Raw genomic sequence first — 23,858 nt, forward strand, 5'->3', positions numbered from 1 at the left:
GTACAAAACCTGTGGGAGGAAGCTCACCGCAATGGTGTCAGACTGAGCGACTCAGACATGTCAGTCAGCCATAGCCTCTTCTGCTACCCGCTTAGTAGCCGTGGGCGACTCAGCTCCTTTGGCTGGCCTGGCATCCGCCGCCTTCAAATCCTTGGCAAATGTCCCATCCATCTCGCCCTTGAAGAAGTTCTTACCGTAGATCAACAAGCACAGCACAACGCCAATCCCGAAGGCCCAGCTCGCGCCTTTGATTGCCAGTACCGCGCCGATCACACCCGCGATACCCAAGTCGCGCTGGCTGCGCGCTTCAAGGATGCCCAGGCGCACGCTTACATAACCCTGGATCAGCAAGGTCAGCGACAGCGCAACACCGAGAATCGGCTGTACCAGGGTCACGACCGGCAACAACAGCAGACCGCTGTTGGTCCCCCAACGGAACGACCCGACACCGCCGATGATCGACTTCATCGCCTTCGGTCCACCTTTGAAACGTTCTATCACCACTACCAGCATCGCCGCCCATTTCGGGCCGCACATGGCGACATCCGGGCCAAAGATGCTCATGAACGCATTACGCGCGCCGAAGATCAGGTGGGCGCGATCAGCGTTGTAGTCGACGACTTCATCCGTGCGGACGGTTTCTGCCTCATCGAGGAGCGATTTCGCACTGAGCACATCGCCGAAGACGATGATGTACGCCGCCAGCATGGTCGGCAGCGCGGAGATGAACATGGACAGTGGCGGCATGCCCAGGCCGAACACGGTGTAGTCGTTCCACAGGCCGGCAAAGTCCGGTTTGCTGATACCCCACTGAATCGTTGGCCAAGACGCTTCACCAAACAATGGTGCGATCACCACGGCCAACAGAACGATCGGCAAGATGCCGAGCTTGGCGAAGTTCCACCAGAAGCGGTTGCGCTGCTTGAGCTCATTAAAGTGTTGGGAAAAGATCAAATAGAAGGCAATGCCGACCGCAATGGAAATGGTCCAGGGCAGCACGTTGAATTTACCGCCCACCTGGAACACCGCGATCACCGCACTCAAGCCGGCACCGACGATAATCCCAGACTTGATCGCCGAGGGCACATATTCCACCACCTTCTTTGCCATCCCGGTCGCCCCCAGGGCGATTGAAAAAATCCCGAGCATCAACTGGAAGGCAATCAAGGCGTGGACACGCTCCGGGCCCATTGGGAATTGAGCGCAGTAGGCCATCAACAGCGGTACTGCCGGAGTGATCCAGCCAGGGACGGTCGGGTCACCGAGTAAATGGTGCGCCAGGTACAGCAAGCCGTTGAGCATCACGACGGCTAGTGCGACTTCAAAGGGCATACCGAGCAGTTCGGTCATCAGCGGAATGGCCGCCAGGTCCACGGCACACATCAGCAAGCCCTGAAGGTAGTCCGGAAGCTCGATCTTGTAGTGCATAAACGGCAGCCGGACCTTGAAGGGGCCCAGCGGGATGTACGGGCTTTCGCTCCGTTGCGCAGGAGTGTTGGACATTGAGTTCACCTGTTTTATTGGTTTTGTACGGGCGCACGCTCCGGTACTACCCGGAGTCGTGAGTGACGGAGGTCAATAGGCTGCGCGATAGATCTTCTCGATATCAGCGGCGGTCAGCTTGCGCGGGTTGTTGCGCATCAAGCGGTCGATCTGGCTGGCCTCCTCGGCCATCGCCGGAATCGCATCTTCAAGCACATTGAAACTGCGCAGACCGGTTGGGATATCCACGGCGGCACATAGATCCGTCATGGCTTTAACGGCCTGGTCAGCCGCATCCTTGTCGCTCAGGTGCGCGACGCGCACACCCATGGCTTCGGCGATATCACGAAAGCGTTCGACGCAGGCGGTCTTGTTCCACTCCATCACGTACGGCAGCAGCAAGGCGTTGCTGACGCCGTGGGCAATGTTGAAGCGCCCGCCCAATGGGTATGCCAAGGCGTGCACCGCCCCTACTCCGGCGTTACCAAATGCCATGCCGGCCATCAAGCTGCCGGTGGCCATGTCTTCCCGCGCGTGCAGGTTGGAGGGGTTGGCATAAGCCTTTGGCAGCGCCTTGGCGATCAGTTTGATAGCGCCCAGCGCGATGGCGTCAGTGATGAGCGAAGCGTTGAGTGAAAGATAGGCCTCGACCGCATGCACCAGCGCATCGACACCGCTGGCCGCCGTCACGCTGCGTGGGCAGGTCAACGTCATGGTCGGACAAACCAAAGCCACATCGGGTAGCAGGTAGTCGCTGACAATGCCTTTCTTCAATTGCGCTTGCTTGTCGGAAAAAATCGCTACGTTGGTGACCTCCGAACCCGTGCCGGCGGTCGTTGGAATCGCAATCAACGCAGGGCCCTTACGCTTTACCAGATCGACACCGAACAGTTCGCTCAGCGAACCGCCATGCTCGGCATACGCCGCGACACCCTTGGCGATATCGATGGCACTGCCGCCACCCACCGCAATCAAGCCGTCATGGTTGCCCTTGCGATAGGCGCGGGTGCAGTCCTCTACGATAACGATTTCCGGCTCCGGTTTGACCTCATCGAAAACGCCGTAATGACGGCCGCCCAGTTGTGCCAGCGCCAGATCAACGGTGCCGGACTTCAGCAGGATGGAGTCGGTGACGATCAGCGGGTTCTGGACATTGAGGCGAGTCAGTTCAGCCGAAAGCTGCTCGATAGCGCCTTGTCCAGTGATCAATTTGTTCGCGATTTTAAAAGCAGAGATGTTCATCGGGCTCGTCCAGTTGATGTTGTTTTATTGGAAGACGTGCTATACGAGTTAGCGAAAGACGTGCCAATGCGCGCAAAGCCCCGCGGGTTGGGGCTTTGAGCGACTCAAAGGATAATAGGAGGGGGTGTTTCCATTCAGCCCCGATTAGTTTCCTGATCGATTTGCTCGGGGTTGATCAGAATCCTAATCAGAATGTTCCCAGCGCTTCATTTTCTGCACCACGGTCGCCTGACTCACGCCTAAAGCCTTAGCTGCAAGGCGCGTGGTCTTGTGCACACGCAGCGCCGCACGAATCGCACTGCGCTCGGCATTTTCCAATACCTTGCGCAATGGCAAGCCGGTTTCATTGGTATTGCGCGGATTGAGGTCGAGGATCTCCTCGGGCATGTCGAGCGCCTCGATAGTCCCGGTCTGATTGGTCACCACCAGCCGTTCGACGATGTTGATCAACTCGCGGATATTGCCGGGCCAGGCGTACTCGCACATCAGATCGAGAGCTTCGAGACTCCATTGAACCTGACGTTCATAGCGGACATTGAATCTGTCGAGGTAGTAATGCAGAAGCGGCGGAATCTCCTCCCGACGCTCGCGCAGTGCCGGAATGTGGATTGGCACCACGTTGAGCCGGTAATACAGATCTGCCCGAAAACGACCTTCTGCCACCAGCTGTTTGAGGTCATGGTGGGTGGCGCTAATGATGCGTACATCGACCTCCTTCAGCTCAAGGCCACCGACCGGAATGAAGCGATTTTCCTCGATGACCTTGAGCAACTTGACCTGCACCGGCAATGGCAAATCACCAATTTCATCGAGAAACAATGTTCCGTGATGCGCCAGCTCCAGCAGGCCACGCTTGCCTTTAGGACCCGCGCCTGTGAACGCTCCAGGCGCATAGCCAAACAGCTCGGCTTCGATGAGGTTCTCGGGCAGCGCACCGCAGTTGAGTGCGAGAAATGGTTCACTGGCACGCAGACTGGCGTTGTGGATGAATTGCGCTACGAGGGTCTTTCCTACGCCGGTTTCTCCCTGAAGCAGAACCTTCACCGAGCTACTGGCAACCTGCCGGGCCAGCGAGAAAATACGGCCAGAAACCTCCTGATCGGCCATAAGTGGAGAACGCAGGAGGTTGTCTCGTTGGCCAGCATGAAGTTTGGCGGTGCTGTTGCGCAGTTGTTTAAGCTGTTGCAACTCATCACGCTCGTGTTTCATGCGCAGCAGTTCAGTCATGTCGCGTACGGTACTGACAACATATGAAATCCGGTTTTCAGCATTGAGAATCGGCGTGGCGCTGACTAACAGTTTCTTGCCCTGACTCAGGCTCTGCATCACCGACACCGGCCGACCTTCATGCAATACACGCAGTGTGGCCGATTGCGAGAGGACCCCCTCCTTTACAAGCTCCTGCATGGATCGGCCGATGAGATCAGCACCGCTGAGCCCGGTCTGGCGCTCATAGGCTTGATTGACCTTCAGCGTCTTGCCGTCGCCATCAGTGATGTAGACGCCGTCATGCAAAGCGTTGAGCAGTTCTTCGAAACTGGCGTCATTGACGTTCACCGGGGAGTTTCCTTCGAGGGTGCGGAGCGTTTAAGTGTAAACGTTGTGCCGGGATGGAGAGTAACGTAAGCCTGGCCTAACGATGTAGTTCCAGATCTGCTTGCAAACCCTGAGGACCCGATCGCAACCTCGTTCTTTGCCAGCAACTACAATAGTCCGTAGCCTCTGGCGTAGCGTGTGAACTGTTTAGCGGTATTAAAGCGCCGAGAAGGGGTAGCTGATAACCAAATGGTTTTCGTCGAATTAAGCCGATTTGCCGGGTCTCTTCGAAAAAGTTCACGCCACACGTGGCGCCAGCGGTGTATTTCCCCTAGGAGGAATTCGTAGCCGCGGAGTTCGACTGGATAGGAGCGCATTTCGCTATGGATCGACGACCCGCCACTACTGTTAAAAAAGCGCCCCTGTCTGGCCTGCCGCAAAATCTTCGCAGCGGCCAGCAGGGAAGCGCACAGCATGATGGGACAGCTATCGACTGGATAGATACGACTGTCTTGGTGGCTCAGTCACAAAGATCACATCCAACTCTCCTTCAGCGCAGCCTGATCAGTGTTTGATCTGAGCAATCTCCGGCTCAACGATCATGCTTTTGTTGGTTTGCTCACCACGAGACCGCGCCGACTCATCAATCCGTAGTAAGCGCATGCCGGAAACACCAGGCCAACAACCCATGCCAAATCGATACCCTGCAGGGCCGAGGCGATGGGGCCGACGTAGAGGGACGTATTCATGAATGGAATTTCCAGCACGATGGTCGCGAGGAACACTCCGATAGCGATCCAGTTCACCCGACCGTAGATTCCCGAGGGGTCGAAGATATCCGCAATCTCGTAGACGCCTTTGCGTAGTGCGTAGTAGTCGACCAAGTTGATTGCCGTCCATGGGATTAGAAAGTAGCTCATGAAAAAGATGAAGTTCAGAAAGAACTGAATGAAGTCATCCTGGGCCATCGTGCATAACGCAGTGGCAACGGCGCAGATAATGAGCATAAAGCTGGCGCGCACCTTCGCAGTGACCTTGAGCGCAGCAAAGGGCTCGATAACGGTAACCGTCGACATGAAGGCTCCATAGAGGTTGAACACGTTGATGGCGATCTGACCATAGAGCACGAATGCCACGGCCAGCAAAGTCCCGCCCCCTAGAACGCTAAGCAAATGAAGGCCGACGTTGTCTGAAAAACCTGTGACGCCCCTGGTCAATATCGCACCCAGCAACATCATCCAGCTTCCACCAATGACCGTACCCGCATAGCTGTACCAGAAAACCTGGCGCGCGGAAGTTTGGGTAGGCAAATAGCGAGAATAGTCGGCCACATAAGGGGCATAGGACAATTGCCAAGTCACCGCAATGCTCACTGACGCGAGGAAGCTCGCCAAGTTGAAGCCCTGCGTCGTCCATTGTTCCGCGTCTATTGGCAGCGCAAGGGCGAGCAGGGTCGCGATCCCGAAAAAAACAACCGAGACCAACGACAGCATTTTTTGCAGGCGGTGGATGAGCTTGTAGCCAAACAGGGCTACCAGGAAGCAGAGCAAACCAAGCAGCACAATGTTTGCCTCACTGCTGAGAGGGCTTGAGGCGGCGACTGCTTGGGTGGCCAACAACGTATTACTAACAAAAAAACCCAAGTAGATGAGCATTACGAACAACAGCGGAACGATGGCTCCAAATACCCCAAACTGCGCACGGCTCTGGATCATCTGCGGGATGCCCAATCTCGGCCCCTGTGCAGAATGCGAAGCCATGAATATCGCGCCGATCAGGGAACCGAGCAGGATCGACAAAGCGCTCCAGAACAGGTTCAGCCCCAGGCTGACCGGCAGCACCCCGGCCGCAACCGTGGTGATGTTGGCGTTGGCCCCAAACCACACGAAGAGCAGAGAACGGGGTTCGCCGTGACGTTCGGTTTCCGGGATGAAATCGATGCTTCTTTTTTCTACGTTCATCATGCTCTCCGCTCAGTCTTGGCAACGAGGCCGTTCTCCAGGCGCGCGATAGCTTGCATGAACTCTTCTGGCTGGAAAGCAAGGTGGTCTGGTTCCATCGTACGAAGTGAAGGTGCTGGCTCGCCCCTCCAGCGTCGCAACAGTTGTTCGGTAGAGAGCATGTCCAGTCCGTAAAGCCAGTTGGAGAGAATAAACAAGGCCGAGTAATGGGCTGCGGAAGTCGTCGCCGTACAAGCGTCGGCCACGAGGCTCAAGTGGAAGTCGTTCTGATAGGCATCGAACAGGCTACTCATCACACAGACGTCAGTCAGCACGCCCATCACCACGAGATGTTTGATCCCGCGCTCCTTCAGCATCGGAGTCAGCCGAGTGCCGTGGAAGGCACTGTAGCGTTGCTTATCAATGACAACGTCCCCGGTTTGTGGGGCTAACGCGTCGATGATCTCTATGGCAGATGTGCCAGCGCGATAGCTTGTCGGTTTGCCCTCGGCGTCTACGGGCTCGCCCAGCGCCAAGCCGAAACCTTGGGCATCGTTGACATGACGGGTGTAGAACAGAGGGATGTTGTTTTTTCGAGCGCAATCAACCAGCGCTGTTGCGTTTTTGATTACTTGATCGAATCGCTCCAGAGTGAAGCCGTCTTCTTTCTGAAGATCGATCACGAGCAAAGCCGTGTCTTGGGTCATCAGGTTTCTTCCAATTGCAGAGCACCAGGCGATAGCCGCAAGGCTCGCTGGTCGCTAACGAATGCTCAGGTGCAGGCACCGCAATCGCGGGCTACGGAAAGTTCGAGATTCTCTAGGAAGGATTACCTGACTATTTGCCAAAAACCGTTTTGCTTGGCGGCAACGCAGGAGGGAAGACGCTTCAGAATCACGTGGGAAGGCGCAACCGATCGACGTAGAAAGTTCTTCATGGCTCCGCACGGAACTAACGTTGCCCAGCCAAGCAGGCTGATGCGCGTTATGCCGGGTCGAAATGCGGAACTGACCATGACGTAGACTCTTGGGGTTAGTTCCGTCAGGCAAGCAATATGCACGCCATAGTATCGGAAGGCTCGGAAAGCGGCCGGATAGAGCGATATCAGGAATCATCGTGATGTCTTATGGCATTCGGTATGCCGTAACACCGCGCTACGGAACGTAGCACGCAACGCCGAAGTGCACCTTTCCGACACTCCCGTTGCAGGTGGGCAGCTCTGGTCAATTCTGTTCCCAGGCGTTTTGCCAGGCGCCTAGCATTACGCTCCATCCGCCGATAATGTTTTCACGGGACGGCGCGGCAAAAGTCAAAGGGAGACTTTTCTTTGGACGAAAAAAAATGGACCTCTTTTCAGAGGTCCATTTTTAAATACTTGGAGCGGGAAACGAGACTCGTATCTGGTGTCCTACTCATTGAAATTTAAGGGGTTTATTCTCTTGCCAGAGCAGGAAAAGACTTAATTCTGGACGTGTTCTTAGGGTGTATCAAGAGCAAAAACGGAACAGTTCCAAGCCATCCTACTGGGCCACCTATAGTCAACGCTGAGGGGTAGCAGCTCCCAGAGAGCGAATCCCCGGTCAAGCTGCGTGACGCCTCTTGCGGATAGCGTACCGTCAGGAATCCGATCACCGAAGAGCACGACCGAACGTACCGAATCATCTTGTCGCGACTCCCACGACAGCCCTTGCACATCAGGGTATTGACTATGGATCGCCTCCACCCATTTGCGCGTTGCGGGGTATTGATCTTTCTCAGTGTCGATCAATTATTTGCGAGTGACGCCCAATTTACGCGGGGGGATACTGGACAGATCAACCAGGTGCAGCGGCTGGCTGACCTGGACGGCTGAACGCACCTGCCCAGCCAGCTCGCCTTTGTCCAAACTCTTGAAACCAGCCGCGTGGGGAAAGTCGTGGAAAACGGTCTCCATCAAGGCCCCCATACAAGGTAGGAATCGCCCGCCCCTGATCATCCTGGATGGGGCTGAAGCGTGCGTTGCCGTGAACACCGGAATTGAATTGATCTGGCTGATATTTATCCTGATGCACACGATGGAGCAGCAATCACCCGATCCGGTTATTTGCACTATCAGATCCAAGCATATCCTCAAGAACTCAGCACTAGCCTACCCACATCATCGGTGGCTCGATTAGTCGAGCCGGCCACCATTTTCCCGTGCATGCTTGATGTCTCTCGAGGGAGGGGCTCCGAAACGGCGGGCGTATTCGCGGCTGAACTGGGCGACGCTTTCATAGCCGACCCGCAACGCAGCGGTGTTCACATCTACCCTATCGGTCAACATCAAGCTGCGCGCGGCTAGCAGCCTTAACGATTTTTGATATTGAACGGGGCTGGTGCCCGTGAGCTTGCGAAAGTTGTGATGCAGAGTAGAGCTGGCCATGCCCGATCGTTCGGCGAGCTCGGCCACGTGCAGCGGCTTGTCGTAGTGATGTTTCAACCATTCAATCGCTCTCACGATTCCCTTGTCTCGATAACCATCGCGAGTGACGCTGCGTAACCACGGGCCCGCTTCACTGAGCAGCAGCCGAACGCATATCTCCCGCTTGATAAGGTCCGCCATCAAGTCTGCTTCAAGCGGCCGTTCGATCAGCGTGGCGAGTCGGGCGAACGCGTCGAGCATCTCACTGGACGCCGCACCGGAGGCGAAACCTCGCGCTTGCGATGTCATTTCATGCTTTTGCGGCGCCTGGGTCAGGATCACCTCGTTGAGCATGGAAAGATCGAGCTTCAACACGACGGACAAATAAGGGGTGTGCTCGCTAACCTCGGTAACGCGAGCCAGTGTCGGCACATCGACCGAGGTAACGAAGAACGCCCCCGGCCCGAATTCAGAGGCCTCCTCGCCAAACGTGATCTCCTTCGCGCCCTGCAGAATAATCGCTACGCAGGGCTCATAAATGCAGTAGGTGGGCGCACCCAGTTCGGCCATTCGATAAAAGGTCAGGTCTGGAATCGATGTTTTGCAGACCTCGTTCAAACCAATCTGCGGGGTGACTTTTTCGATAAGCCGCCCGAGTGCCTGGAGGCGTTCGTTGGGCTGAGCGGGTTCGCGTAAACCCAGGGAATGCACATGGCCGAAACCGAACTGCGAGAAGGAACCGCTCGTCATTACATGCCCCCTATTTACGGAATGTTCGAGTCTGCTGAGAGTGTGTGACCAGCACAAGTGCATCGGCAGGATTGTGCAAAAGATATGGCGCATTAGGGTCACCCGGCCAACCTTCGTTGTTCTAACTTCTAGTACGAATATCGGCTTCGATGAGCCCGTGAAACCTCAGTCGCGAAAGGAAAGTTGGATGGACAGACGAGATTTTCTTACCTATTCGGCAACGGGGGCTGTGGCAGCCGCTTTGCTGCCAGCATTGAGTGTCGCAAGTTCGGCGGCTACAGCCCCCCCAGCGCCCTCTTCGCTGACAGAGCGCGGGAGCGTGATGCCTACGCAAGGGCGTCTCGTACGCGCAGGCCTGCCCCCCAATTCACCCTCGCAGACAATGCGATACATGACGCCTCAACGCTTTGGCATGGGCGGGACGCAGATTGGCAATATCTTTGCGCCGATCAGCGACGAGCAGGCAGGCTTGGTTCTGCAGGCTGCTTGGGGTGCAGGTGTAAGGCTCTACGACACGTCGCCCTTCTACGGGTTTGGCTTGAGTGAATATCGTCTAGGCCGCTTCCTTCATGACAAAGATCCAGACGACTATGTAATCTCCACCAAGGTCGGCCGCGTATTGACGGCCGATGGTGGCCTGCGCGCGGACCATGCCATCTGGAAGTCGCCCGCCCCCTTCAAATATCGATATGACTACACCGCAGCAGGCACGCGCCGTTCCGTGGAAGACAGTCTGCAGCGTCTGGGGCTACCACGTATCGATATCGTATTCATCCATGACCTCTCGCCAGATAACACTGAGCTGGAAGGCGGATGGAAAGCGGCGTATCAAATCGCGCGCGCAGGGGCGATGGTTGAGCTTGAAAAGATGCGTAGTGAAGGGCTCATCAAGGCATGGGGCTTCGGCGTCAATACGCCGAACGCCGTGGTTCAGGCACTGAGCAGTAACGACCCGACGCCCGACATCGTATTGCTTGCGTGCCAATATTCCCTTCTCGACCACGGCGATGCGTTGCGCAGCACCTTTCCGGCGCTGAAACGCAAGGGCACCAGTGTCGTGGTGGGAACGCCCCTGAATGATGGATTTCTGGGAGGTCGTAGCCGATATAACTTCAGCCTGGATCTACCTGTCGGAGCGGTAGAAAAGCGCGCGCGAATCATGGCGGTTGCCAGCCGACATGGCATCGACATTCATACTGCCGCCTTGCAGTTCGCAGCAGCACATCCGCAAGTGTCCGCGATCATTCCGGGTGCGCGTTCGCCGGGGCAGATAGTTTCCAATGTGCAGGCGATGAAGGTTGGTATTCCGGCAGCCTTTTGGGATGAACTGAAGAGCCAGGGCTTGATCGATGCACAAGCACCGGTTCCTTCATGAGTAGCATCCACTCCCCTGATGTCTGCTGATGTGAAGCTATCGTCGCCGGCCTCATTTATCCCGTGGCTGGAACTTATCCTCTTGGGTGCAGCAATGATGCAGACAACAGCCGCTTGATTAGTAGCTTACCGGAGCACACTTTAATTTTCTGTCGCGGCGATCACTCATATCCATAACGTCGAGAATTCAAGGACCTTATTCTCCAGAAAATAAACTGCGCACGCGTTCAAATAAGAACGCTGGTCTATGGTCGTAATCAATGAACATACGAACGTCTCTCATGATTTTCGGCGGCCTACTTGCGCTCTCCAGCAGTGGTCACTTACTCGCGGACACAATTGCGCTCAGCGTTCCATTGCCTGATCCGCTCCCACAACTAAAGGTTCTGACACTCCTTGTAGGTATACACCTGCTCGGTATGTGCTTCGGCCTCGGCGGGGCGACGATGCTAGACCTCTGGATTTTGCGTTGGATGCGTAGGGGTAGCCTTCCCGTGGAAATCGGACGCACCTTTCACTTCATCAGCGACGCGGTCACTCTTGGACTATGCCTCCTGTGGCTCTCAGGCCTCGGCTTTCTCGCCCTTTACGCGATGGAGTCGCCGGAAAAACTTGAAAATCCCAAACTCTGGGCGAAGGTAATTGTGGTGAGCGTCCTGACCATCAATGGAATAATCATTCACGCGTTTGTGTTGCCAGAAGCACTACGCGACGTGAGCCGCCCCCTGCTCTTTGGAGTGTCCCGTAGAAGAGCCACCTTATTTCTCGCATCAGGTGCAGTTTCGGGTGTGTCTTGGTACACAGCTTTTGCCTTCGGCATTTTTCGTGAGTTCAACAATAGTGTCACATTCACCCTGCTGGTGATCATGTGGCTGACGCTGACAGCCGCCGCCTCTCTCGCAGCAATTCTGCTCTGGTTAAACTCTGCTGCGGGAGCAAGAAGATCTCGTTCACTCAGCCCACCGTTTTAAAACAAAGACCATCCCGGACATTGCTTGTAACTCTCCCGGCAACATACCTTGCTGAGGAATTTCTTAGAAACTAGAGCTCACTTGGGATGACGATATCGGTGAGCTTTAATTCGTTAGTTCGATGATGCAATGGTCGTTGGCAGAAATGGAAAAGCAGATTCGCCCGCAGCGGGTTGCGGCAACTCAATGATTCTTTTTGACCTCCCATTTCTACAATCGCGCACTCATACTTCCGAAGGTTGTGTCACATTCCCTACTACTCAGGACGCCGCGTGGCTTCGACATTGCGTCGATTGAAGGTACCGACCATCAGCCAGGATCAGCGCCGTCAGCGAGGCATCTTCAGAAGGCTTGAGCACGACCGTACAACCGGCTGCCAGTGTCGGCGCAAGCTTGGGCAATGCCATCGGCGTGATGGACGTCAGCGGCCCGCCAGGCACCGCCAGCCAAGATTAGAGCATTTACACTATTTTTAAACATAGGTATAACAAAGACCTCTCATAATAAAAATAAGGAGGCGCCATGCCCTGCTCTGAAGATACGAGATCGTATGATTATTTGGTCGTAGGAGGCGGCCCAGCAGGCAGTGCATGCGCAGCTCGGCTGGCTGCTGCATTTCCGGAGAGGCAGATTGCGCTCCTGGAGACAGGCCCCGCGAAAGCAAGCTGGCTTTCTCGCATGCCCATTGCGGTCGCGGCACTCGTACCTTGGCGAAACCGTCATAATTACGCTTTTCGAACGGTCCCGCAGCCAGGATTGAACGGTAAACGTGGTCTGCAGCCCCGAGGGAGAGGATTGGGAGGATCAAGCCTTATCAACGCCATGATCTATCTCCGCGGTCAGTCAGAGGACTATGACAGTTGGGAGAAAAACGGGGCAGACGGCTGGGGATGGAATCAGGTGCTGCCCATCTTCAAAGAGATGGAATGCAATACGCGTGGTGCAAACACGTGGCATGGTGACAGTGGCCCTTGGAAAGTCGCAGATCTCGAAATACCTAGTTCGTGCACTCAAGCATTCGTGGCCGCAGGCGTCGAGTCGGGGATCGAATTCAACGCAGATTTCAATGGCGCCCATCAAGCTGGCGTCGGCCTTTATCAAGTCACTCAGCATAACGGCCAGCGATTCAACGCTGCTCAAGCCTTTCTCAAGCCACAGCCGCAAAATCTCAAGATATTGACGGGTGTACAGGTGACTCGAGTTTTGATCGTAGAAGGGCGAGCGACAGGTGTCGAATTGGCTGATGGACGTCGTTTTAGTACACGTCGTGAAGTCGTGCTTTGCGCAGGTGTATACGGTACGCCTCAGCTGCTGATGCTTTCTGGCATTGGGCCCGCAGATCACCTTCACAGTTTAGGCATAAGGGTTCATAAAGACTGTCCCGAAGTCGGTAAGAATTTGCAAGATCACGTGGATATCACCATTTCCCGAGCTGTTGATGACAAAGGTCTTCTGGGCCTTGTTCCTTCGTTATTGCCCCAACTATTAATGGGGCTTTTATCTTATTTGAAGAGACGTGCCGGACTGCTTTCAACTAACGTAGCAGAGGCCGGCGCTTTTGTATCAACTCGGCCAGAGACCTCTCGACCAGATGTTCAGTTCCATTTCTGTGTGGGGATAGTTGATGAGCATGGCCGACGTATGCACGCCAAACGTGGCTTTTCAGTGCACATCTGTGGCCTCAGACCAAAAAGTCGGGGACTAGTAAGGCTACAATCGGCCGATCCCCGCCATCCACCACTGATCGACCCCCACTATCTGTCGGAACCAGAGGATCTGCAAACGTTAGTCGACGGAATCCGTATTGCCCGAAAACTGCTCTTGGCACCGTCAATGAGCAAGTACTCCGGCAGGTCGCTTCACGGATTAGAGAGACTCGAAGGCGAAGAGCTGCGTGCGGCGATTAGACTTCATGCTGACACTATTTATCATCCGGTTGGAACCTGCCGGATGGGCAGTGATCCTTCTGCTCCGCTAGATCCACAGCTACGGCTGCGAGGCATCGCAGGACTGAGAGTTGCGGATGCTTCAGTGATGCCCACACTCATTTCGGGAAACACCCAAGTGCCTTGCGCAATGATTGGCGTCCGTGCGGCGATGTTTATCCAGCAGGAGGAATATCGACATGGAGACTAAAACAACTACAGAGTCTGAGCCGGCCTTTTTTATATTCCTTTAGCACATTGACAGCCTGTGAGGTCGTCGCCTCACAGGCTCACACCCGCTACTTGGGACGCCGCGCGGCTTCGATATTGTGTCGATTGAAAGCGCCGATCATAGGTGTACCGTGAGCACGCATGATCGGCTCGATACGGCGATGCAGTGCGTGGTAGCGATAGAACGGCACCCGCGGGAACAGGTGGTGCACGGAGTGCAGGTTCTGGCCGAGCCAGAACCACTCCAACGGTTTCATCCATCCGGGCATGATCAGGCTGTTGGTGTTCCGGTAACGAGAGGAGTCCTTGTACGGCACGTGGGGGCGATAGGCGAACCAGTACGCGACGAAGTATCCACCGGCCAAGTAGCCGAACACCAGCAACGCCCAGGTATGTTCTCGCTCCACGAGCGTAATGAGCGCGACCCGCCAGCCGACCGCGAACAGCACTTCCGCGATGTAGGCTGCCTTTATCCGCAGCGGAGCTGTCGACCAATAGTCGCGGAACAAGAAGCTGTTCTGGACCCACAGAAAACGGAATCCGCAAACCAGGAAGGCGAGAAATCCACCGCTCATGCCGTTAACCACGTAGTCCGGATCCTTGTCCGGCTGGTTGGTGTAGCGATGATGGGTGAAATGCTCGACCTTGTGAGTAGAGAACGGCACCATCATCAAAGGCGCGACCAGGTACCCACAAAGATCATTGAGCCACTGCAGTCGATCATGATCACCATGAATGTTGCCATGCACGGCCTCATGCAGGGGTGTATAGGACATGTACGTGACGACGGCATAGATCAGTATTGCAGTTGTCAGGGACAACTGGCCTATCGCGAACAGGTAAAAGTCCCCAATAAGCGATGTCCACACCAGTAACACCAGTGCCATCGTCGGCCAGGCCAGTTCAGTGGTGTATTCGCGTGCCGTGGCGACGGCCTGCCTATTCAGCGCGTTGAGATCCGGATCCATGGTCGTCCTCCCGGGACGTTCTTATTGTTTGGTATTTGCGCAACCTTAGCGGGTAGTCACGTAGCTTTAGTAGGACATGGGGGGCCTTTCGCCATGCATTTATGGCCAGGCCGTACACACCGTTGTTTCAGAAGATTCCGGCATGGGCATACCAAAGCACGCGAGCTTCAAGCACCCCGTCGCCATCAGTCAGGTGATGGTGAATTTCGCTGCGCGCTACGGCGTCGATGCGCAGACCTGCCTGCTGGGTACCGGCATCATCGAAGCGCAGCTGCGGGACCCGGACGCCCTGATCACACGCGAGCAGGAGATGCGTCTGATTGAAAACCTGATGCTCGCTTTGCCGGACGTTCCCGCACTGGGCTTCGAGCTCGGCCTGCAATACAACGTAGCGACTTTCGGCCTCTGGGGATTTGCGCTGCGAACCAGTCGCAATGTGCGCGAGGCCGTTCAGTGCGCGCTGCGCTACCTGCCGCTTAGCACCGCCTACTGCCGATTGGAGATCTTCTGCGAGCAGCACGAATACGGCACCCGCGTCGACGCCTCAGCGATCCCGCACCACCTGCGGCAATTCCTGCTGGAACGGGACATGGCGACAAGCATTCGCCTGTTCGACGAGCTCGCGTTGTCGGGATTGCACGTGCTGCGGCTCGAATTCCAGGGCAGGCCGCCGGCGCACGCGGACCGGATCGAAGCACTCAGCGGCATCGCGCCACACTATGGATGTTCGCGCAACGCCATCGTGCTGCGCCGGCAAGATGCGGAGTTGCCTCTGCCGATGTACGACCTACATCTGGTCCGACTGTTGGAAGAGCAGTGCCGCACGCAACTGGAGAGACGACAAGTCGGCGGCGTCACCGGCCAGGTCCGACAATTTCTCTTGGGGGCAACGGGGCTGACAGCCTCCCTTGAAGATGTTGCGAATCAGCTGGCGATGGCCCCGCGCAGCCTGCATCGCAGGCTGACAGAGGAAGGCACTACCTTCCGAAAACTCGTCGAGGCGGAGCGTAAACAACTCGCTGGGCAACTGTTGGAAAATACTGAGATGAAGCAGGAAGATCTAGCGTTTCAGCTTGGCTACGCTGATTCTACAGCCTTCGCGCGTGCGTTTCGGCGCTGGTTTGGACAGTCACCGAACGAGTATCGGAAAGTCTCAAAGCGGTGAGCGCAAATCAGGAATTCCTAACTCCAGCGGTCGGCTTGCATGACGGCCTGTCGTGCAAAAACAACCGACCGTCAGCCATAAGCCGGTCACTTGAGTTTTACACTCAGTGTTTAGCATCCCAGCGGCGGAATAGGACGCTGGCGTTGACGCCGCCGAACCCGAATCCATTTGAGAGCGCGTGGGTGATCGGCATCTTCCGGGCATTCAGGGCAACCAGATCAAGCCCGTCTGCGGCCTCATCGGGATGATGCAGGTTCAGCGTGGGCGGTACGACCTGGTCACGCAGCGCCAGCACCGCGAAGATGGCCTCAATGCCCCCGGCCGCGCCCAGCAGGTGCCCGGTAGCGGATTTGGTAGAGGTTATCGCCACACCGGAGTCAGTGCCGAACACCGAGCGAATGGCGGCCAGTTCCCCGCTATCGCCGACCTGAGTGGAGGTCGCGTGGGCATTGATGTGCTGCACGTCGGCAGGGCTGACAGCGGCTTGGCGCAGCGCTTGCTCCATGGCACGCCGTGCGCCATTACCGTCTTCAGGGCCTGCCGTCAGGTGGTAGGCATCGGCACTGGTGCCGTAGCCGACCAGTTCCGCCAAGGGCTTGGCCCCGCGTGCCAGGGCATGTTCCAGCGATTCGATCACCAGCACGCCGGCGCCCTCGGCCATGACGAAACCGTCGCGATCACGGTCGAAGGGACGCGATGCTTCCTGCGGGCGCTCGGCAAATCCCGTGGACAGCGCGCGAGCCGCCGCGAAGCAACCCAGGGTCACGCGGTCTATCGCCGCTTCGGTACCGCCGCACAAGGCGATATCAGCCTCACCGCACCTGATCAACCTGGCCGCATCGCCGATGGCCTGCACCCCTGCTGCGCACGCGGTTACCGGCGCGCCGAGCGGCCCCTTGAAACCGTGGCGGATGGAAACGTGCCCCGCCGCCATGTTGGCCAGAAAGGCCGGTGCCGTGAACGGTGACAAGCGTCGCGGGCCGCGGGCGTCGGTGGTGCGTACGGCATCGGCAATCGCGCCAAAGCCACCCACGCCCGACGAGATAATCGTGGCGGTCCGCTCCTGGTCGGCCGCTTCAGTCGGATGCCAGTTGGCCTGGGCCAGGGCTTCGTCGGCGGCTACCAGGGCGAACTCAATGAAGCGATCCATTTTCTTGCGATCCTTGACCGAAATGACCCGCTCCGGGTCATAACCGGCGCTGGCGTCTTCCTCCAGCGACGGCACCTGGCCGCCCACCGCCACACCGGTACCCTCGGTGATATCGCCAGGCAGGATACGAATGCCGGAGCGTCCGGCCAGCAACCTCTGCCAGACTTCTTCAACGCCGCAGCCCAGGGGGCCAACAATACCAACGCCCGTGACAACAATTCGCTTTTGACCTTCGGCAGTATTCATAAGAACCTCTTCATTTCTCAGTCGACGCGCAATAGAAGCAGTCAGCGCTCGTTTGCTTACACCAGCCTCGCTGTTTCAGTTTAAGCGGGATGGTCAGGACGGATCTTGAACCAGATGGAATACATCGCCGGCAGGAACACCAGTGTCATGATAGTGCCGACGAACGTGCCGCCGATCAGCGTGTAGGCCAGCGTCCCCCAGAAGACCGAGTGTGTCAGGGGGATGAACGCCAGGATGGCCGCCAGCGCCGTCAGCAACACGGGGCGGGCCCGTTGTACTGTGGCTTCGATGACCGCGTGGAACGGCTCCAGCCCTTCCTGTTTGTTGTGATGGATCTGCCCGATCAGGATCAACGTGTTGCGCATCAAGATGCCCGAGAGTGCGATCAGGCCGACCAGGGCGTTGATCCCAAAAGGCTGGTGGAAGATCAGCAGGGTTGGCACCACGCCAATCAATCCCAGTGGCGCAGTGAAGAACACCATCATCATGGCCGAGATCGAACGCACCTGGACAATGATGATCAGCAGGGTCAGGGCCACCATGATCGGGACCAGCGGCACGATCGCCTTGCCGGCCTTGCCCGACTCCTCGATAGCGCCCGCCTGCTCGATCCGGTAGCCGTCAGGGAGGCTGTCGATGATCGGCTGCAATTGCTTGATGACCGCGCTCGATACGTCTGGCGGCTGCTGGTCTTCGGCAATGTCGCCGCGCACGGTGATGGTTGGCGTGCGATCACGTCGCCGCAGGATCGGCTCCTCCATGCGCACATCAACCTCTCCGACCTGGGACAGCGGAATGCGCTGCCCTGCCGCACCTACCAGGGTAAAGCCTTCTATCCTGGCCGGATCGAGCCGGATGTCACCGGCAGCACGACCGACCACCTGCACTGAGCGGATGTCCTCGCGAACCGCAGTGATCGGTACCCCAGCGAGCAGGAACTGCAATTGCTGCGCGACGGTATTTGACGTCAGGCCCACCGCCTGCAAACGATCCTGGTCCAGGCTGAAATGCAACGTCGGCGTCAGCGTCCCCCAGTCGGTATTGACGGTCCGCATCAGCGGGCTCGCCTGCATGACACCCTGGACCTGGTCCGCGATCTCGCGCAATTTCGACGGGTCAGGCCCCATCACCCGGTAGGCAACCGGAAATGGCGAATACGGACCGAACACCAGTTGCGTCACCCGGATACGCGCCTCTGGGGCGAGCCCCTCGGCAGCCGCCTCACGGAGACGGAACTTGAGGGTCTCGCGCGCTTCCTGGTTCTCGGTCAACACCACGATCTTGGCGAACGAAGGATCGGGCAGTTCCGGCGCCATCGCCAGGTAGAACCGTGGCGCGCCTTGGCCGATGTAGGCCGTGACGATTTTTGACTCATCCTGTTTTTGCAACCAGGCCTCGACCTTGGCCGTGGCGGCGCTGGTCTGCTCGATGGAGGTGCCATAGGGCATCTGCACCTCGACCATCACCTCGGGACGGTCTGATGTTGGAAAGAACTGTTTCTTAACCAGGCTCATGCCGAGAATCGCCACGATAAATGTCGCGATCACGGTGCCGGCCACCCACCATTTGCGCGCAATGACGCGGGTCAAGATCTGGCGAAAGCGATTGTAATGACGGGTGTTGTAGATGGCCGCGTGACCGCCCTCGACCTGCTTGATTTCCGGCAATAGCTTCACTCCAAGATAAGGGGTAAAAGCCACAGCGACGACCCAGGAGGCGATCAGGGCGATGCCGACGATCCAGAACATGTTGCTGGTGTATTCGCCGGCGGTCGACTGCGCAAAGCCGTTGGGCATGAAGCCAATCGCTGTCACCAGCGTACCGGACAGCATCGGCGCAGCGGTGTGGCTCCAGGCATAGGCGGAGGCCTTGATCCGGTCGTAGCCCTCCTCCATCTTCACCACCATCATCTCGATAGCAATGATGGCGTCGTCCACCAACAGCCCAAGCGCCAGGATCAGCGAACCCAGGGTGATGCGGTCAAAGTTCTTTCCAGTGGCCGCCATCACCACAAACACTATCGCCAGTGTCAACGGTACGGCGGCTGCGACCACAACGCCTACACGCCAGCCCATGCTGAGAAAGCAAACGAGCATTACAACCAGCAGCGCGACAAAAAACTTGACCATGAACTCACCGACGGCCGAGTCAATGTTCACGGCTTGATCGGTGACCTTGGTCAACGTCATGCCCAGTGGCATGCCTTCATTGATCTTGGCCGTCTCCGCGTCCAGGGCCTTGCCCAGGTCCAGGCCGTTCCAACCCTCTCGCATGATGACCCCCAGCAACAAGGCCTCTTCGCCGTTATTGCGCACCAGGAAGGTGGCCGGGTCTTCATATCCGCGCTCGACTGTCGCGACGTCCGAGAGCTTGAGCGTGCGGCCCTGAATCGCAAGGGGGGTGTCACGAATTTTCGCCAATTTATCGAAGGCGCCGTCCACCCGCAGGACGACTTGTGGCCCGTTGGTTTCGATCGAGCCAGCGGGTGTGAGTAGGTTCTGGCTGTTCAGCGCGGCGAAGATATCCTGGGGCGAGACGCCCAAAGTGGCCAGTCGGTCATGGGAGAAGGAAACAAAGATGCGTTCGGCCTGCTCGCCGATTATGTTGACCTTCTTCACACCTGCCACGTGCAACAGGCGCTGGCGCAACGCTTCAGCATCGCGCACCAGCAAGCGCTGTGGCTCGCCTTTGGCTTTCAGGGCGAAAAGCGCGAACGTCACATCGGCAAACTCGTCGTTGACCATCGGCCCAATCACGCCCGCCGGCAACTTGAGTGCTTCGTCCTGGAGCTTCTTGCGTGCCTGATAGAACTCCTCCTGCACTTGCGAAGGTGGTGTGCGATCGACCAGCGACACCATGGTGAAGGCCAGGCCCGGACGGGTGTAGGTGTCCGTGCGGTCGTACCACTTCAGTTCTTGCAGGCGCTTTTCAAGCGGCTCGGCGACCTGGTCCTGCATCTCCTGGGCGGTCGCGCCTGGCCATGCCGTGATGACGGTCAACTGCTTGACTGTGAACGGCGGGTCCTCGGCACGCCCCAACTGGAAGAACGCCAAGGTCCCCGCGACGGCAATCAGGAAGATCAGGAACACAGTAATGGAGCGCTCGCGAACGGCGAGTGCCGATAAATTGAGGCTCATTGACGGCCCCCGGCAACCTTCACATCACCCGGTTGGCTCAGCCGCACTTCCTCGCCATCGCGCAGTAGATGCGCGCCCAGCCCGACAATACGCTCGCCAACCTTGAGATCACCTGCAACTCGGGCAGCGTCGTCGCTCAAACTCAGGACCTGAACAGGTCGCCAGCTGACTTTCGCCGGTTCGCCGGCAATGATCCACACACCAGTTCCCTTGCCCGGGTCATAGATGGCAGCGATCGGCACCTGCAGGACCGGCCCTTGCGCGGAACCTTCGGCGATGCGAAGGGTGACGGTCGAACCCAGCGGCGCATTGGCCAGCCCACCCTCCAATACATACCGCGCCTCAAAGGTGCGCGTCACACGATCCGCCGAGTCGGAAAGCAGCCTCAGCTTCGCCGTAACCGCCCCCGAGGTGTTGCCATAAAGTGTCGCCTGCGCGGTAGAGCCTGTGGCCGGACGCAACGTCTCTGGCAACTGCACGATGGCTTCGCGCTGCCCAGCCCGCGCCAGTCGAATTACGATTTGCCCGGGGCTGACTACCTGCCCTGGCTCGGCGAGCGTCTCCATCACAACACCGTCGGCATCCGCGAGCAACACGGCATAGCCCGACGCATTACGGGCCACGTCAGCCTGGGCTTGCGCGGCGCTCAGTTGCGCCTTAGCGGTATCGGCTGCGGCTTTGATTTGGTCGTAGCCCGAGGCGGAAATGGCACCGGCGGCAACCAGGTCGCGATAGCGAGCCTCGTCATCCGCGGTCTGTTTGGCTCGGGCTTTGGCGGCAGCGACAGCTTCTTGCTGCGCTCGTGCTTGCAACCCCAGGTCAATGGGGTCGAGACGCATGAGCGGCTGACCACGCTTAACGGCCTGACCGGTATCGACCAGACGCTCAAGCACCTTGCCCGACACTCGGAAACCCAGGTCACTCTGGACGCGAGCCGCCACGACGCCGGTGAATGAACGCGAGAGATCGGACGAATCCTGAACTTCGGAGACCCTCACCAATGGGGCGAGCGTGCGCGGATCTTTGGCAGCGGAAGGATCACCACACGCCGTCAGGATGAGCGGCAACAAGCAAGCGGCGAGGGGGACAGGTCGAAGCCGGCGCATAGGTTCCCTTACTTATAAATAGGACAGGAGTCACATTCTTAGACTTGTGACCATTATTGTCAATAGTCACCTTCAGGGCGCCAAGCTGCGCAATATCAACGCAGTCAAATGCATCGACGCCTTCCGCATCCCGTCCAGATTGTATTGCAGCTGGCCCGGATTGATGTAAGGACACATCACCAGATAGATGGCGCCAACCACCTCATCAAGCGGCGTTTTTCGCTCGAATTCCCCAGCCTCTCGCCCCGCCAGAATGATTTGCGTGATGACCTCTCGTAAGCGCTCCTCATGGAGCCTCACCGACGGCCACCGCTCCCGCGCGGCAACCGCGGCAATGTCGTAGAGCTTTCGATCATAGAAGAACAGATCACTGCCAGCCTCTATCAGCCCACGAAATAAGCCTCTTAGCTTCTCAGAGGCCGTCGGCGCATCCGAAACCATAGCATCGACGATCTCCATGACAGTGGCGAGTCGGTTCGCGCAGATCACCTCGCCGATCGCCTGCTTGGAATCGAAGAACTTGTAGATATAGGCCTTGGAGAAACCAATGGACCTGGCGAGATTGGATACCGTGGTTTTTCCATAACCGTAGCGCCCGAAGTGCCCGGTTGCCGACTCAACGATCTGATCGCGGACGCTGTGCTCCGAAGGACCACGCAAGTGGGGTGCCTGTATGTGTTCAGTCATTTTGAACTTAGCTCATGAGCGTCAATTGACAACGAGTGACCATACGGTAATATAGTCACAAATCATTTTCGATTCAAGGAACCTCAATGCCTTCCTTCCGCCCCGTAGCTCTTTTGGTGAGCGCCAGCCTGATGGCCGGCTGCGCGGTTGGTCCGGACTATCACCGTCCGGACGCTCCGCTTTCGGACCGCTTCCTGGGTCAGCCCGTTGTCGAACAGCGGCCCGCGGCGATGCCGGCCAGTCTCGTAAACTGGTGGGAAGGCTTTGATGATCCGGCGCTAACCGAATTCGTGGCCAAGGCGCTTGAGCAGAATCTGGACCTGGCGCAGGCGTCGGCGCGAGTCGCGCAGGCTCGGGCGGGGCTGGGTGCGGCCAATGCCGCTTTGCTGCCCTCGGGCAATATCAGTGGCCAAGCCGCGCGCTCCTACCCGTCAGTCGAGACCCCACTCGGCCAAGTGCTGAATTCAACGCCTGGCTATGATCGGTATGGAAGTGCCTACGAGCTCAACCTCGATGCCAGCTGGGAGGTCGACCTCTTTGGCGGTCTGCGGCGTGGACGCGAGGCGGCACTGGCCGAGTACCAGGCTTCTGAAGCAGGTGCCGCAGCCACACGCCTGGCTGTTGCGGCGCAGACCGCCGACATCTACATCACTGTTCGCGGACTGCAGGCGCGGCTGGACATTGCGAACCAACAGGTCAAAACGCAGCAGGAACTGCTGGAGAAGGTCCAACTGCTCTACAGCAAGGGCCTCGCCGCTAGCTATCAGGTTCGCCAGACCGAGGGAGCCTTGGCACAGGTCCAAGCGACAGTGCCCGTTCTGCAGACCGGCCTGGATGCTGCGATGAACGCACTGGATATCATGCTCGGCAAGCCGCCCGGCACCCATCGCACACAACTGGCAAGTGCGGGGAGCATTCCTCTCGCGCCGCAGATCAAGGCTACGGGAACACCGGCCGATCTGCTGCGCCGCAGGCCGGACCTCATCGTGGCGGAGCGCCGCCTGGCGGCCTCCAATGCACGCATCGGGGAGGCCGTTGCTGAGTACTACCCGAAATTCTCCCTCAGCGCATTGCTGGGCAGCGCCACAGCCGTATCCGCCGGCAACCTTTTCACCGGGGGCGCCAGCCAATCGGCGGGCGCACTGGGTCTGCGCTGGAGACTCTTCGACTTTGGCCGCATCAACGCGCAAATCGATCAAGCCAAGGGACAAGAAGCCGAGGCCCTGGCCGCTTACCGCCAGTCCGTGCTGCGTGCCACCGAGGACGTCGAGAACGCATTCTCCGCGCTGGTGAATCGAGAGACCCAGACCACCACCCTCACCCGGGGTGAAGCTTCGCTGACCCAGGCTCGTCAATCGTCGTTCATTGCCTATCAGAAAGGCACGGCCAGCCTGATCGATGTCCTGAATGCCGACGAAACCCTTCTACAGGCCTCCGACGCCCGGGCGCAGGCGCGAACGGAATCGGCACGGGCGGCGGTTGCGGCATTCAGGGCGCTCGGTGGCGGCTGGCAACCTCCTGAAGCCGAACCCGTGGCAACTCGATGACTTGAGCAGGTGATGCAG

At 57.8% G+C, this 23,858-nt stretch carries 20 protein-coding genes; 6 read left to right on the plus strand and 14 right to left on the minus strand.

Going from position 1 to position 23,858, the window contains the following annotated elements:
- Positions 1 to 60 precede the first annotated feature (60 nt).
- The 3 genes from KGA89_RS02805 to KGA89_RS02815 all read right to left on the minus strand — a co-directional run bounded on the left by KGA89_RS02805 (position 61) and on the right by KGA89_RS02815 (position 4,281).
- Complete coding sequence (locus KGA89_RS02805) at positions 61 to 1,503, minus strand: hypothetical protein (protein ID WP_013692891.1); 1,443 nt, start codon at positions 1,501 to 1,503, stop codon at positions 61 to 63.
- 72 nt (positions 1,504 to 1,575) lie between these two features.
- Positions 1,576 to 2,724 carry an iron-containing alcohol dehydrogenase gene (locus KGA89_RS02810; protein ID WP_013692890.1) on the minus strand — a complete coding sequence of 383 codons (1,149 nt, stop codon included), beginning with the start codon at positions 2,722 to 2,724 and terminating at the stop codon, positions 1,576 to 1,578.
- Between the two features lie 183 nt (positions 2,725 to 2,907).
- Positions 2,908 to 4,281 (minus strand): sigma-54 interaction domain-containing protein, encoded by a 1,374-nt coding sequence (locus KGA89_RS02815; RefSeq protein WP_013692889.1) that lies wholly within the window; start codon positions 4,279 to 4,281, stop codon positions 2,908 to 2,910.
- A 253-nt stretch (positions 4,282 to 4,534) separates the two neighbouring features.
- Between KGA89_RS02815 and KGA89_RS02820 the strand changes: the two genes are divergently transcribed.
- The gene (locus tag KGA89_RS02820; RefSeq protein ID WP_256212907.1) at positions 4,535 to 4,672 is read left to right on the plus strand and encodes a 5-carboxymethyl-2-hydroxymuconate Delta-isomerase; all 138 of its coding nucleotides are present in this window, start codon (positions 4,535 to 4,537) and stop codon (positions 4,670 to 4,672) included.
- 187 nt (positions 4,673 to 4,859) lie between these two features.
- On the opposite strand, the gene KGA89_RS02825 is transcribed toward KGA89_RS02820, so the two are convergent.
- The 5 genes from KGA89_RS02825 to KGA89_RS02845 form a co-directional block, all read right to left on the minus strand.
- On the minus strand, positions 4,860 to 6,221 hold the full coding sequence (locus KGA89_RS02825; RefSeq protein ID WP_223470543.1) for a purine-cytosine permease family protein: 1,362 nt from the start codon (positions 6,219 to 6,221) through the stop codon (positions 4,860 to 4,862).
- A complete protein-coding gene (locus KGA89_RS02830; protein ID WP_223470503.1) occupies positions 6,221 to 6,907 on the minus strand; it encodes a cysteine hydrolase family protein in 687 nt (228 codons plus the stop codon). Before KGA89_RS02830 ends, KGA89_RS02825 begins: the two co-directional genes overlap by 1 nt.
- 770 nt (positions 6,908 to 7,677) lie before the next feature.
- A complete protein-coding gene (locus KGA89_RS02835) occupies positions 7,678 to 7,923 on the minus strand; it encodes a hypothetical protein (protein ID WP_317846360.1) in 246 nt (81 codons plus the stop codon).
- Positions 7,924 to 7,968: 45 nt separating this feature from the next.
- Positions 7,969 to 8,133, minus strand: coding sequence for a hypothetical protein (locus KGA89_RS02840; protein ID WP_223470507.1), 165 nt, complete (start codon positions 8,131 to 8,133; stop codon positions 7,969 to 7,971).
- A 219-nt stretch (positions 8,134 to 8,352) separates the two neighbouring features.
- Positions 8,353 to 9,333, minus strand: a complete 981-nt coding sequence (locus KGA89_RS02845; protein WP_223470509.1) for an AraC family transcriptional regulator — start codon at positions 9,331 to 9,333, stop codon at positions 8,353 to 8,355.
- A gap of 187 nt (positions 9,334 to 9,520) precedes the next feature.
- Here KGA89_RS02845 and KGA89_RS02850 point away from each other — a divergent pair, with 187 nt between their 5' ends.
- Positions 9,521 to 10,708 (plus strand): aldo/keto reductase, encoded by a 1,188-nt coding sequence (locus KGA89_RS02850; RefSeq protein ID WP_223470511.1) that lies wholly within the window; start codon positions 9,521 to 9,523, stop codon positions 10,706 to 10,708.
- Between the two features lie 280 nt (positions 10,709 to 10,988).
- On the plus strand, positions 10,989 to 11,678 hold the full coding sequence (locus tag KGA89_RS02855; RefSeq protein ID WP_223470513.1) for a hypothetical protein: 690 nt from the start codon (positions 10,989 to 10,991) through the stop codon (positions 11,676 to 11,678).
- 260 nt (positions 11,679 to 11,938) lie between these two features.
- Here KGA89_RS02855 and KGA89_RS02860 read toward each other — a convergent pair whose 3' ends face one another.
- On the minus strand, positions 11,939 to 12,085 hold the full coding sequence (locus KGA89_RS02860; RefSeq protein ID WP_223470544.1) for an aldehyde dehydrogenase family protein: 147 nt from the start codon (positions 12,083 to 12,085) through the stop codon (positions 11,939 to 11,941).
- Positions 12,086 to 12,200: 115 nt separating this feature from the next.
- Here KGA89_RS02860 and KGA89_RS02865 point away from each other — a divergent pair, with 115 nt between their 5' ends.
- Positions 12,201 to 13,814 carry a GMC family oxidoreductase gene (locus tag KGA89_RS02865; protein WP_223470515.1) on the plus strand — a complete coding sequence of 538 codons (1,614 nt, stop codon included), beginning with the start codon at positions 12,201 to 12,203 and terminating at the stop codon, positions 13,812 to 13,814.
- Positions 13,815 to 13,902: 88 nt separating this feature from the next.
- Here KGA89_RS02865 and KGA89_RS02870 read toward each other — a convergent pair whose 3' ends face one another.
- Positions 13,903 to 14,802, minus strand: coding sequence for a fatty acid desaturase family protein (locus tag KGA89_RS02870; protein WP_223470517.1), 900 nt, complete (start codon positions 14,800 to 14,802; stop codon positions 13,903 to 13,905).
- Between the two features lie 142 nt (positions 14,803 to 14,944).
- Here KGA89_RS02870 and KGA89_RS02875 point away from each other — a divergent pair, with 142 nt between their 5' ends.
- Positions 14,945 to 15,967 carry an AraC family transcriptional regulator gene (locus KGA89_RS02875; RefSeq protein ID WP_223470518.1) on the plus strand — a complete coding sequence of 341 codons (1,023 nt, stop codon included), beginning with the start codon at positions 14,945 to 14,947 and terminating at the stop codon, positions 15,965 to 15,967.
- Positions 15,968 to 16,070: 103 nt separating this feature from the next.
- Here KGA89_RS02875 and fabF read toward each other — a convergent pair whose 3' ends face one another.
- The 4 genes from fabF to KGA89_RS02895 all read right to left on the minus strand — a co-directional run bounded on the left by fabF (position 16,071) and on the right by KGA89_RS02895 (position 22,293).
- Positions 16,071 to 17,363, minus strand: a complete 1,293-nt coding sequence (fabF, locus tag KGA89_RS02880; RefSeq protein WP_223470520.1) for a beta-ketoacyl-ACP synthase II — start codon at positions 17,361 to 17,363, stop codon at positions 16,071 to 16,073.
- An 80-nt stretch (positions 17,364 to 17,443) separates the two neighbouring features.
- Positions 17,444 to 20,500 (minus strand): efflux RND transporter permease subunit, encoded by a 3,057-nt coding sequence (locus tag KGA89_RS02885; protein ID WP_223470522.1) that lies wholly within the window; start codon positions 20,498 to 20,500, stop codon positions 17,444 to 17,446.
- Positions 20,497 to 21,606 (minus strand): efflux RND transporter periplasmic adaptor subunit, encoded by a 1,110-nt coding sequence (locus KGA89_RS02890; protein ID WP_223470524.1) that lies wholly within the window; start codon positions 21,604 to 21,606, stop codon positions 20,497 to 20,499. The genes KGA89_RS02885 and KGA89_RS02890 overlap by 4 nt, the downstream gene beginning before the upstream one ends.
- Positions 21,607 to 21,678: 72 nt before the next feature.
- Positions 21,679 to 22,293: a TetR/AcrR family transcriptional regulator gene (locus KGA89_RS02895; RefSeq protein ID WP_223470526.1), complete on the minus strand. Its 615-nt coding sequence runs from the start codon at positions 22,291 to 22,293 to the stop codon at positions 21,679 to 21,681.
- Positions 22,294 to 22,379: 86 nt separating this feature from the next.
- On the opposite strand from KGA89_RS02895, the gene KGA89_RS02900 reads away from it, so the two are divergent.
- Complete coding sequence (locus KGA89_RS02900) at positions 22,380 to 23,840, plus strand: efflux transporter outer membrane subunit (protein ID WP_223470528.1); 1,461 nt, start codon at positions 22,380 to 22,382, stop codon at positions 23,838 to 23,840.
- Positions 23,841 to 23,858 lie beyond the last annotated feature (18 nt).

The sequence above is a fragment of the Pseudomonas sp. A-RE-22 genome (assembly GCF_019956035.1).
GTDB classification, from domain to species: Bacteria; Pseudomonadota; Gammaproteobacteria; order Pseudomonadales; family Pseudomonadaceae; genus Aquipseudomonas; species Aquipseudomonas brassicacearum.